A 10,936-nucleotide genomic window follows, 5' to 3' on the forward strand; every position below is an offset into this window, starting at 1 on the left:
CGGGCCGCATAGGTATAGCTAGGGCCTGTCAGACATCGCGATGGTTTGCGGTCCGGGAAATCACCAGCCAGATCGGAGTAGTAGCACTTTAATGGATGAGGAAGATCCCCATGCTCAGGGGACAAAAGTAAGCGCAGCCGACCGGGGGAACCGCCGGGGCGAGGATCCCCTGGCCAGCGTCGACTACCAGCGACCGAAGTACCCTCACAGCATCCATCCGGCGTTGGTGCCCGGTATCGGACTTGAGGAGCAGCGGCGCCGCTACGGCGTGGACAAGCTCATTCTTAGTGTGGCCGGTGTCCTGACGGTGGCGTTCGTCATCTGGGGCGTGGTCAACCCTGCCAGCGTGGCTGAGGTCGCAGGTGCTGCCTATAACTGGACCGTGACACATCTGGGCTGGCTGTTCAACGTTGTCGCCATCGTGGTGCTGGTCTCCCTGCTGGTGTTGAGCGTCAGCCGTTATGGCAAGATCCGGCTCGGCAAGGACGGGGAGAAACCGGAGTTTTCCACCTTCTCGTGGGTGGCGATGCTTTTCGCTGCAGGGCTCGGTATCGGGGTGATGTTCTGGGGGCCATCCGAACCGTTGACCTACTTTATTAATCCGCCGCCGCTGACGAATCAACCCGAATCGACCCAGGCCCTGCACTATGCGCTGGCGCAGACGTACTATCACTGGGGAATTCACGCCTGGGCGATGTACGCACTGGTGGGCGGCGCGGTGGCCTACGCGGCCTATCGGCGGGGACGCTCACTGCTGATGTCTTCGATCTTCGAGCGCCTCTTCGGAAAGAAGCATTCCGAAGGATGGGCCGGCCAACTGGTGGACATGTTCGCAATCGTCGCGACACTGTTCGGTACGGCCGCGGCCTTGGGAATCGCTGCCATGCAGATCGGTGAAGGGTTTGTCATTGTCTCCGGCGCTTCGGACCTGACGAACTCGATATTGGTCGGCATCATCGGGGTGTTGTCGGTCGGATTTGTGATCTCAGCGGTCTCCGGGGTCTCCCGTGGCATTCGCTACCTCTCGAACATCAATATCGTGCTCACCATCGGTTTCGCCGGATTGGTGTTCATCCTGGGGCCGACCCTGTTCCTGTTCAACCTGCTGCCGTCAGCTGTAATGGAATACGTCGGGTCGCTATTTGACCTCATGGCACGATCAGCATCCTGGGGCCAGGCAACCGCGGACTTCCAGGCCACGTGGACTGTGTACTACTGGGCCTGGTGGATCTCCTGGTCCCCCTTTGTCGGGATCTTCATCGCCCGCATTTCCCGTGGCAGGACCATCAGGCAGTTCATACTGGGGGTCATCCTCATCCCCTCGTCACTGCTGATCGTCGCTTACGGGATCATGGGCGGAACCGCCATTTCGATGTACAGCCAGGGCAAACCCGGCTTCAGCGAGGAGGTCAATCCTCCCGAAGTGCTGTTCTCCATCGTGGATAACCTGCCGTTCGCCTCAGTGCTCCCTGCGGTGATCATGGTTATTCTCGGGATCTTCTTCATTACCGCTGCCGACTCCGCCTCAGTGGTGATGGGCATTCTCACCACGCGCGGCAGCCAGAATCCGCCGAAACCGATCGTGGTCTTCTGGGGCCTTGTCATGGCCGGGATCGCCGTGGTCATGCTGCTGCTCGGTGACGCGTCCGCACTCCAGGGGCTGCAATCTCTGGTGATTATCACGGCGGTGCCGTTCGCCATCGTGATGCTCCTCATCATCATCGCGTGGATCCGCGAGCTGCGTACCGATCCGCACACCCTGCGGCAAAAATATGCCGACGCGGCAGTGCGCAACGCCGTCGTCGATGGCGTCGACAGGTACGACGACGACTTCATGCTGCAGGTGGTGCGCACGGAGCCCGGTGGCGGAGCCGGTGCTGATGTCGATTCCATGCATGACGACTACACGCAGTGGTACCAGCGCACCGATGAGAACGGGACACCGGTCGGCTTCAATTTCGATACCGGCGAATGGGCAGATGGCTGGGACTCGAAGACCAGCGAGAACGGCGAAGCCCACGCGCAGGATCCAAAACCGGATGGCGACGAGGGCGTGGACGATCGGGATCGCTAGCTGCCTTGTAGCGATCAGCAGGCGCGGAGCGGCAGAACACCCCAGTCGAAACTGCGTGCAAGGCACACAAGTCACTCGGGGCGGGGCCGCCTGCGGCTCTGTTTGATGTCGGAACGCCGGCGTTTTTGTTCGGCTCGTCGACGCCGGGATCCCCTCGAGGGTCGGGTCGCCCGCCGGGGGACAGGCGGGGTCACTGCGTCGCGAAGGAGCTCACTGAGCCGTTTGCGCGCCTCAGTTCGGTTCCGGCGCTGCGAGCGGTGCTCTTCGCAGGTGATGGTGAGCACCGTGCCCGAAACTCTCGGAGAAAGCCGGTTGAGGACACGGTCGCGCTGGACGTCGCTGAGCGCCGTCGTCGTGCCCACATCAAGACTCAACTGAACGCGCGAATCAGCAGTGTTGACGCTCTGGCCGCCGGGCCCGGAAGAACGGGAGAACTGCTCGACCAACTCGCCCGTCGGCACCCTGAGGCCGCCGGGTATCCCGGGTCCCGGAGGTACGTGCAAGTCATCCATAGCACGAGTGTGCCGCAACTTTAATGTGTTCGCGACTTCCGGGATGCTCGGTCGGGGTTGGATTGAGCATCTCATCGAAGGTTCCGACGCCACCACGTCGACTTTCGTGCGGGCAGGGGGCTTCGAGGCGAAGATGCTCAGTTTGGCAGATCAGATTCTTTCGGGTGACCTCGCGTCGATACCGTTTCCGCGATAGCGCATCTGTTCCCGCATCAAATGATGCTATTATTGGTGTCATAAGGAGGCTCCAATGAGGACAACGGTGACCATCGACGACGAACTCATTGCTCGGGCCAGTGAGTTGACGGGCGTCACGGAAAAGTCATCGCTCCTGCGCGACGGGCTGGAGACGTTGATTCGCGTCGAGAGCGCCAGGCGGCTCGCTGCGCTGGGCGGTTCTGATAGCTCGGCGACGGCGGCGCCCCGTCGGCGTGAGGGCGCGGCGTGATCCTGGTCGACACTTCGATCTGGATTGACCACTTGCACGCATCCGACCCTGAACTCACCAGGCTCCTCGGCGACGACGAGGTGGGATGCCATCCGTACGTGATCGAGGAACTGGCGCTCGGGTCGATCAAGCAGCGCGAGGCCGTGCTGGACCTACTGGAAAATCTGAGCCGGTTCCCGGTGCTGAGGCATCCCGAAGTGATGACGCTGGTCAGCTGCCGACGGCTCTGGGCGCAGGGACTCAGCGCCGTGGACGTGCACCTTCTTGGCGCCGTCTCGTTGGTTGGCGGAGCCCGTCTTTGGACGCGCGACAAACGCCTGATGGCGGCTTGTCGCGATGTCGGTGTCGGCTACCTGAGTGACCCGTAAGGGCTTTTTGCAAAATCCAGTCAGGCTACTGCTCCGCAGTCCTGCGGGTGGTGAATGGCAGGACAATCCGGGACTGATGGATGGCGTCCCTGTGAATCTTGTGAGTGACCGGCCGGCCCACCGGAAGGTGGAAGGCATCCGGTGGCAGCAGCGCGTTGTGGGAGTCCACCAACGGTTCGTTGTTGGACAGTTCCACCGTCAGGCGATGGCCCGGCTTGAAGGTTGAGGCGAACGGGTAGAGGCGCAGCACGTACTCCTCTATCCTGCCCGGCTCCACCGGCACGGCACGGGTGTGCGGGTGGTATGGGTTGCCCTCTGTGGTGCGGTCATCGAGCTCGCGGTGTGAGGCCTTGAGGAATCCGGTGGTGAGCAACTGGCGCTTCCCGTCCGCGGCGACGTCCCACAGGCGCATGATGAAATTCGTGTCGGGCTGGTCGATCTCAGCGAAGATGTGCGCGGCGCCGGAGCCCATCAATTCCGTGTCCTCCTCGAAGGCCGGGGTGCTCCAGCTCAGGATCTGGACGTCGTCGGTCACTGTCAGCGGCGCCTGGAAGAAGCCATCCGGATGTGCATGCTCCGGCCCCAGCAACTCGGGCTCTTCGGAGAGCTTGTGCCGCGGTCGCAAGTACAGCGACGTGTACCCGATCTCCTTCGGCGGCCACGCCTGACCGGTGACGGCCTCGCGCGAGCCTTCCACGAAGACGCTCACGGCCGGCTCGTCCATGACGCCGTTATCGATGCCCTTGAGCCAGTAGTCGTACCAGCGGAACATTGCCTCGTGCTCCTCGACCCACGGACGCGACTGCATCGGGGGGTAGGAGCCGATCTCGAGGTGCTTGGGGCCTTTGAGCGTGTTGAACAGCTCGATGGTGCCGTCCATGGTCCATCCGCGGCCCTGGTCGATTTGAAGCCAGACCGGGATGTCGATCTTCGGTGCCAGCGCGATCGGGTTGCGCTCCTCGTACCATTCTCCGTCCAGCTCGTTCATGATGATGTCGAACCAGGCCTCGTGGTGCTTGGGGTAGTTCAGCACGTGGACCAGGTTCGGCCAACCGGCGACGTCGGGATCCTGCAAGCGCTTCTCCACGAGCTTCTCCAACTCGCCGGAGGAGTATTTCTCGATCATGCGGGACTTGACGTTGTCGGTGAACGCCCAGCCCGAGTCGCCGCCGCGGCCCTCGCGGGCGGCGCGCGGCATAAGCCACATGATCCCGCCGTGGTACGTGGTCTCGTAGAAGTCATAGTGGCCTCCCGAGACGAAGATTGCCTTCAGATGCGGCGGGCGTTCGGCAGCTGCCAGCACCTGCATGGAACCGAAGTAGGAAATGCCGACCATACCCACGTTGCCGTCACACCATGGCTGCTCCGCGACCCATTCGATGAAGTCGTACGCATCCTCGCCCAGCGAAACCCCGCCGGCGTTGTAGTTGCCGATGTGTTCGCCGCCGGAATCGCCCGAGCCACGGATGTCACCTATAACGTGGACGTAGTCCTCGGCGACGATGCGTGCGATATCGCCCGCCTCGATGCAGCCGTCCCACAGTACGCTGGGGCGCTGCTGCGCCGGGGTGGTGAGCGCGAGCGCCTGCAGTTCCTTGCCATAGGGACTCAGCGCTACGAGGGCCGGGCGGGGCTTGTCCTCCACACCGTGATACGCATCTGCGGCGAGTTCGACGCCGTCGCGCATCGGAATCGACAGGTCCTTGCGGATGTTGATGGTCTTGCCGCCCGCAGTCCACGTAGTGAATTCAGCCATGCGTGTGCAACTCCTTGTCCAACGTTGGTGTGCCCGTCGTCCCGCTGACAGATGCACTCGCCAGGGAGGGTGACGTAATCATATTATTATAATAAAGTGAAGCGAGCAAGGCTAGATTGTGGAGTCGAAGGAGCGAATGTGCCACAAAAAGTGAGAATCCATCCGCTGGTGTCGCCTTGGGGTCGTTTCGGGCTCTACAGTTTCTTCATCGACGCTCCCGAGCCGGCGATTGTCGACGCCGGAATCGCCTCGTCGCCGGCAAGCGGCATGGTTCCGGAATTGGAGAAGCTCGGCCGCAGTATCGAAGATGTGCGCTGGATTCTGCTGACCCACGGCCACATCGACCACCTGGGCGGTGCCGATGCTCTGTGGGAACTGACCGGAAGGCGCGCCCAAGTTGTCCTCCATGATGCGGATGCGCACCTGCTGCGTTCGAGGCGCTCGCACGTGGACCAGTACGTCCAGGTGCGGCAGCAGTACCTGAACAACCCGAACGGGGTTGAGGAGCAGACGAACGCAGCGAACCAGGTCATCTCCGGGGAGATGGAGCCGACCAAGCTGGTGAAAGGCGGCGAAACTCTGTCCCTGGGTGGGAATGTTTCCGTCTCCGTGCACCACATCCCCGGTCACACTTCCGGATCTGTGGCTTACGTCGTCGACGGGCAGCAGTCAGTGTTTGTGGGCGACGCCGTGCAGATTCACGGTGCTGCCAACGGCTTTCCCGGTTACGAGGACCCGGCCGCTTACCGCTCAAGCCTGGAGTACTTGCGGGACGAGGTCAGTCCAGAGCACCTGTACCTCGGCCACCCGTACCGGAACTCGGACGGAGAGCCTTACGGCGTCGAGCTGGATCGTGAGGCAACCCGGGCGGCCTTGAAGGAGAGCATCGACCTTGAAGCCCGGATTGCCGGGTCGGCGCAGCGGTATTTCGAGGACGGCATCGAGGAAACGGATTCCGTATACTCGCCGTTCGAGCGCGTTGCCAATGAGGTTGGCTACACGGGCGATCCCACGTTGGAGCCCTCACCGTTCTTCACCACCCTTAACGGGTACTGGACCCGGTTCCAGCAGCGGTAAGCCGGTAATCCGGGTCCAGTGGTGGGGAGTTCAGGCTGTGGGTCTGGGCTCAGGTCGACGTCGGATCCGCGGCACGGATATCGCGCATCTCGATGTACTCATAAGGGCGAGTGATGTTGTTGATCCTGCTTTGCGTCCCGCCGACGCTGAATGATTCCAAGTGGGTCGCCAGTGCGGTGAGAATGCCGTGCGCCTCGAGTTTCGCCAAACCCTGGCCCGCGCACGCATGGGTGCCGTACCCAAAGGAGATGTGGTCGGTGGCGTCCCGGCGGATGTCGAAGGTGTCCGGGTTGTCGTAGTGCCTGGGATCCCGGTTCGCGCCGGCAATCAGCAGCCCCGCCTGGGCGCCGGTGGGAATGACGGTCCCCGCGACCTCGACGTCGCGCATCACCCGCCGGCCCATAACGGGAATCGGGGAAAGGTAGCGCTGCACCTCATTAAAGGCGGAGGCCGTCAGGGCTGGATCCTCGCGCAGCAGCTGGAACTGCTCCTGATGCCGGCCGAACAGCACAATGGCGTTGCCGATGGCGGTGATCGTAGTGTCCATCCCGGCAGCGATGTACTGGTGAATGATCATTCCGCAGCTTTCGTACGGGATCTCGCCCCTTTCTGCTACCGCGAATACGCCCCGGCCGATGCTGCCTTCCGTCAGGTCTTCAGCCTTGACTGCATCGTGGGTCCATTCGAACAGTTCCGTGGCGATGGGAAATGCTTGCTCGGCGCGGGCGTTCATCGGGCCCTGCAGGTTGAAGTGCGCTTCGCCCCAGCGAGCTGGACCGCCCCCGTTGCGAGGGGCACGGTCTGTGTGAGGAAGCCGCTCCGAATTTGATGCACCTCGACGACGAAGGTGAACTGGTGATCGATCTGGCTGAGGTCGAGGGTGCGGACCTCAAGGCTGCCCGCGCGGCCGTCCGGGTATGCCCGGTTGCCGCGCTCAAACTCTCCTGACCGTGGAGAGGCAGGCAGAATGAAGCGCATCGTCGTCGTGGGAAACGGAATCGCCGGGACTACAGCATCAGACACGCTCCGCAGCGAAGGATTCGACGGCGAATTGATCGTCGTCGGCGGGGAGAGCCACAGTCCCTACAGCCGGCCCGCGCTGTCGAAGGCGGCGGTGGCAGGCGGTGACGGTCCGGATCCCGACAGCGTATACCTACCGGAATTCACACATGGAGCCACTGAATACTTGGGCGTTCAGGCGGTGTCGTTGCGCGTTGGCGAACAGGAACTCGTGCTGGCCGATGGGAGAACACTACAGTTTGATGGTCTGGTGATTACCACTGGAGCACGGCCGCACCGCTTCACTGACAGTGGCTCCGAATTCAACCTGCGCACTCTCGACCACGCTTTTGCTCTGCGCAAGCGGCTGTCCGAGCGCCCGGCCGTCACCGTGTTGGGTGGGGGAGCGCTGGGAATGGAGGTCGCGTCCGGGGCGCGGGACATGGGGTGCGAGGTATGGTTGTTCATCGCGGTACGCCTATGGCCAGTCAGACGGGGAGCTTCCTGGGTGAATTGCTCACGTCGCGGGCCAAAGACCGGGGAGTCCGATTCATCAATGACATCGCACGGGATGTACATCAGCTCTCCTCCACAGAAGCCACGTTGCGGGTCGAATTAGCCGAAGCAGGCGCCATCACGTCACCGGTGGTCATCACCGCCGTCGGCGACGCAGCGTGGCAGCGGAGTGCATCCGGGCTGAAGCGCAAGCCGTTGTGGACAACGGCAATTGAACAGGCCAAGGTCGCTGCACAATCCCTCCTCAACGGACCACAGGAGGTCAAGAACCAGCCCACCTATTTCTGGACGGAGCAGTTTGGCCTGACTGTTCGGACGATGGGTGACGTACCGCTGGCCGGTGAAGCGGAAGTGGTGGACGGCGACCTCTCCGAGGAGCGTGCACTACTGCGTTGGGAATCTGGCGCGGTGGCAGCCTTGAACTACAGGATCCCGATTCCGAAACTCCGTCGGATGGCGGTGGCTCAGCCAGTTCCAGCGGTTTAGGCGGGTGGCCGGACGATGGCCGTAAGCGAAGGTGTAGGAACCCCTGTTATCTGTTACCAGGGCGGACCTGCGAACCTGAATGCATAATTATTCGATCCGAGCAGTGGTCCTCAGAGTGGAAACAGCCTCAGCATCAGCTCTACCGCCAAGCCCACGCTCCGGCTGGCAACGTGTGTCAGTGGGGATCCCTCAGCGGCTGTGTCTACCGTTCCAAGGTGAAAGGGTGTGTGCGATGCTGATTGCGTTCGCGAGCCACTGATGCGCTGTCGAGTCCAGTCGCGGGATCACCAATTCCCGATCAGCAACGTCTTTCGGCGTCGGGGCTTTACTCTTCCAAAGCAACTGAATCTCGGGGGCGACGATACGTAGGCCATCGACGGTGAGGACCGCTTGGTTCCAGGATGCGGTGACATCGTGGCAACGCCGATACTTCCATTGCTCGCCGTCTCCGCCCTCCAGGTTGACCTGGAGACACCATTCGCCGGTGCGGTCGTCGAGACACCAGATGTTGTTGACGCTTTCCCCGGCACTTGCCTGGTTGAGCGGCGTCAGAAGCCCATCCTCGGCGGCATAGAGGCAAAGCCAGAGTGGCAGCTGTGAGGCGAAGTCGGGCCATTGCCCTCGAAGAACGCTGACATCGACGTCGGCGTGCTGCCTGGACTGGAATCCGAGCCAGGCGTCCAGGGCAACGCCGCCGGATAACCACGCCGGACCATCGAGCACAAGAGGGCGGACATCAGCGACAGATAGCGGCCGCCAGGTGCGGGCTGGCGAATCGAATTGATCGCACATGCAATCACGGTACGGGTTTAAGCGAAAGCTCGGAAGGCGATCCCGGACTAGACGGGCACTCCAACGGTGCGGAGCAGGTGGCCGTGCGTGCCCGCGACGCGGGGTTCGAGGTCGTCTACCAGGGGATCCGGCTGACCCCGGAGCAGATCGTCTCGGCGGCGGTCGCCGAGGACGTGCACTGCGTGGGGCTCTCCATCCTGTCCGGCTCCCACATGTCGCTGGTGCCCGACGTGCTCGACGGGCTGCGCGAGGCTGGCCTGGACGACGTGCCGGTGATCGTGGGCGGGATCATCCCCTACGCGGACGCCCAGCGCCTCACCGAGCAGGGCGTCGCGGCGGTGTTCACGCCCAAGGACTTCGGGCTCACCGAGATCATGGGCGGCATCGTGGCCGAGATCCGCAAGGCCAATCATCTGGAGCCCCACGCCGGGTGAGCACGGTCTGCGTCGCTGAGGGGTGTTCAGGCGTCTCCGGAGGCACTACCATAGGCTGATGGCCTCTCGACTCAACCCCTACCTGAGCTTCGATGGCGACGCGGGCGACGCGCTGGCCTTCTACCAGCACGTGTTCGGTGGCGACTTGCGGGTCAACCGGTTCGGGGCCTTCGGCACCGACGACCACGGCATGGCCGACAAGGTCATGCACGGCCAACTGGAGACGACATCCGGCTTCATCCTGATGGCCGCCGACATGCCTCCGGGGGAGGAGCGGCGGCCAGGCAACGACCTTGCGGTGAGCCTGGGCGGAGACGATGCGGAGGACCTGCGCGGCTACTGGCGGGCACTCAGCGCCGGCGGAACCGTGACTGTCGCCCTCGAGAGGCAGCCGTGGGGCGACGAGTTCGGGATGTGCCGGGACAAGTTCGGCACGTCGTGGATGGTCGACATCGCCCGGACCGCACCCGGCTGACCGAAACTCGCTCGACCAGCCTCGGCATCCGAAGCGATCGCAGATCCAGTGCGCCATGATCGCCACGGTCAGGCACACGAGGGTGCTGCGTGGACGCGGCATCATAAGCCGGGATCTGCTGGTCAGGGCGGTGCGGATACGGTTTCGTCGTGCCGGTGGAGTTTCTGACCGATGAGCAGGCGGAGTCGTACGGGACGTTTCGGGTAGAGCCGACTCGTCCGGAGTTTGAGCGGTTCTTCTTCCTCGACGACGAGGACCGTCGACTGATCGGCAAACGCCGTGGTGATCATTCGCGCCTGGGGTTTGCGTTGCAGGTGTGCACGGTGCGCTACATCGGGTTGTTCCTGGCTGATCCACTGGATGTGCCATGGCCGGTGGTGGAGTACCTGGCCGGGCAGTTGGGCGTCGATGACCCTTCGGTGGTCAAGCGCTACACCGAGCGGCAGATGACGCCGTACGAGCATGGGTTTACGGGATGGGATAGATAATCCAATGCCGCGGGGCATAGCCGATAATGTACGTATGGAGTACGTGTCCAAAGTGCCGCCGCCGCCGTTGGACGGGCTGATCGATGACCTTTACTACCTGGAGGGGTCGCCGCCGTACCCCCGGCTGATGCTGCCGCCGTCGCCGGCGGCGTTCCTCGTCGTCAACCTCGGGGCGCCGTTCCTCATCCGCGCCGGCACCGACATCGACACGGCCGAGTACGCCGACGGCTGCGTGGTCACCACGCCCAGCCGCGCGCTGGAGTTCGGCTACCCGCCTTGGACCCGGTCCGTCGGCGTGCACTTCAAGCCGTGGGGGTCGGCGCCGTTCTTGCCGATGCCCGTGGCTGAGCTGTGTGACCGACCGGTTATGTTGGAGCAGGTCTGGGGCCGGCACGCCGTCGCTGAGCTGCGAGACCGGCTGGCCACGGCGGACGGACCGCATGAGATGCTGACGCTGCTCGAGGATGAGCTGCTGCGACGGCTGCGCGAGACCGCCGGCCTGGGGCTCGTC

The 10,936-nt window shown here is 63.1% G+C and carries 14 protein-coding genes and 1 pseudogene; 11 read left to right on the forward strand and 4 right to left on the reverse strand.

Annotated features, from left to right (window positions below; genetic code table 11):
• Positions 1-91: 91 nt before the first annotated feature.
• Positions 92-2,074, forward strand: coding sequence for a BCCT family transporter (locus H535_RS0105960; protein WP_051298605.1), 1,983 nt, complete (start codon positions 92-94; stop codon positions 2,072-2,074).
• A 71-nt stretch (positions 2,075-2,145) separates the two neighbouring features.
• Here H535_RS0105960 and arfB read toward each other — a convergent pair whose 3' ends face one another.
• Positions 2,146-2,586 carry an alternative ribosome rescue aminoacyl-tRNA hydrolase ArfB gene (arfB, locus tag H535_RS28280; RefSeq protein ID WP_081416473.1) on the reverse strand — a complete coding sequence of 147 codons (441 nt, stop codon included), beginning with the start codon at positions 2,584-2,586 and terminating at the stop codon, positions 2,146-2,148.
• Between the two features lie 250 nt (positions 2,587-2,836).
• Here arfB and H535_RS0105970 point away from each other — a divergent pair, with 250 nt between their 5' ends.
• Positions 2,837-3,034 (forward strand): type II toxin-antitoxin system VapB family antitoxin, encoded by a 198-nt coding sequence (locus H535_RS0105970; protein WP_026818830.1) that lies wholly within the window; start codon positions 2,837-2,839, stop codon positions 3,032-3,034.
• Complete coding sequence (locus H535_RS0105975) at positions 3,031-3,402, forward strand: type II toxin-antitoxin system VapC family toxin (RefSeq protein ID WP_026818831.1); 372 nt, start codon at positions 3,031-3,033, stop codon at positions 3,400-3,402. Before H535_RS0105970 ends, H535_RS0105975 begins: the two co-directional genes overlap by 4 nt.
• 25 nt (positions 3,403-3,427) lie before the next feature.
• Here the strand turns inward: H535_RS0105975 and H535_RS0105980 are convergent, their stop codons facing one another.
• On the reverse strand, positions 3,428-5,158 hold the full coding sequence (locus H535_RS0105980) for a CocE/NonD family hydrolase (RefSeq protein ID WP_026818832.1): 1,731 nt from the start codon (positions 5,156-5,158) through the stop codon (positions 3,428-3,430).
• A gap of 138 nt (positions 5,159-5,296) precedes the next feature.
• On the opposite strand from H535_RS0105980, the gene H535_RS0105985 reads away from it, so the two are divergent.
• Complete coding sequence (locus tag H535_RS0105985) at positions 5,297-6,235, forward strand: MBL fold metallo-hydrolase (protein ID WP_026818833.1); 939 nt, start codon at positions 5,297-5,299, stop codon at positions 6,233-6,235.
• Positions 6,236-6,284: 49 nt separating this feature from the next.
• On the opposite strand, the gene H535_RS23770 is transcribed toward H535_RS0105985, so the two are convergent.
• The gene (locus tag H535_RS23770) at positions 6,285-6,968 is read right to left on the reverse strand and encodes a cytochrome P450 (protein WP_051298606.1); all 684 of its coding nucleotides are present in this window, start codon (positions 6,966-6,968) and stop codon (positions 6,285-6,287) included.
• A gap of 38 nt (positions 6,969-7,006) precedes the next feature.
• On the opposite strand from H535_RS23770, the gene H535_RS0105995 reads away from it, so the two are divergent.
• Genes H535_RS0105995 through H535_RS29580 form a run of 3 tightly spaced genes read left to right on the forward strand, consistent with a single transcriptional unit; the run spans position 7,007 to position 8,236 of the window.
• Positions 7,007-7,183 carry a ferredoxin gene (locus H535_RS0105995; protein WP_026818834.1) on the forward strand — a complete coding sequence of 59 codons (177 nt, stop codon included), beginning with the start codon at positions 7,007-7,009 and terminating at the stop codon, positions 7,181-7,183.
• 19 nt (positions 7,184-7,202) lie between these two features.
• Positions 7,203-7,853 carry an FAD-dependent oxidoreductase gene (locus H535_RS29575; RefSeq protein WP_051298608.1) on the forward strand — a complete coding sequence of 217 codons (651 nt, stop codon included), beginning with the start codon at positions 7,203-7,205 and terminating at the stop codon, positions 7,851-7,853.
• Positions 7,838-8,236 carry a hypothetical protein gene (locus tag H535_RS29580; protein WP_051298610.1) on the forward strand — a complete coding sequence of 133 codons (399 nt, stop codon included), beginning with the start codon at positions 7,838-7,840 and terminating at the stop codon, positions 8,234-8,236. The genes H535_RS29575 and H535_RS29580 overlap by 16 nt, the downstream gene beginning before the upstream one ends.
• Positions 8,237-8,425: 189 nt before the next feature.
• On the opposite strand, the gene H535_RS0106005 is transcribed toward H535_RS29580, so the two are convergent.
• Entirely contained in the window at positions 8,426-9,028 is a 603-nt protein-coding gene (locus tag H535_RS0106005; RefSeq protein ID WP_155838558.1) for a hypothetical protein, read from the reverse strand.
• A 77-nt stretch (positions 9,029-9,105) separates the two neighbouring features.
• Here H535_RS0106005 and H535_RS0106010 point away from each other — a divergent pair, with 77 nt between their 5' ends.
• From H535_RS0106010 to H535_RS0106025, 4 genes and pseudogenes are all read left to right on the forward strand, one after another.
• Positions 9,106-9,462, forward strand: a complete 357-nt coding sequence (locus H535_RS0106010; RefSeq protein ID WP_026818836.1) for a cobalamin-dependent protein — start codon at positions 9,106-9,108, stop codon at positions 9,460-9,462.
• A gap of 58 nt (positions 9,463-9,520) precedes the next feature.
• Positions 9,521-9,937, forward strand: a complete 417-nt coding sequence (locus H535_RS0106015) for a VOC family protein (protein WP_026818837.1) — start codon at positions 9,521-9,523, stop codon at positions 9,935-9,937.
• Positions 9,938-10,086: 149 nt separating this feature from the next.
• Positions 10,087-10,401 (forward strand): annotated as a pseudogene (locus H535_RS23780) (DUF4158 domain-containing protein); the annotation flags it as partial.
• A gap of 67 nt (positions 10,402-10,468) precedes the next feature.
• On the forward strand, positions 10,469-10,936 hold a 468-nt coding region (locus H535_RS0106025; protein WP_342667718.1), incomplete at its 3' end, for a DUF6597 domain-containing transcriptional factor.

Source organism: Arthrobacter castelli DSM 16402, from assembly GCF_000430705.1.
In the GTDB taxonomy this organism is placed as follows: Bacteria; Actinomycetota; Actinomycetes; order Actinomycetales; family Micrococcaceae; genus Arthrobacter_C; species Arthrobacter_C castelli.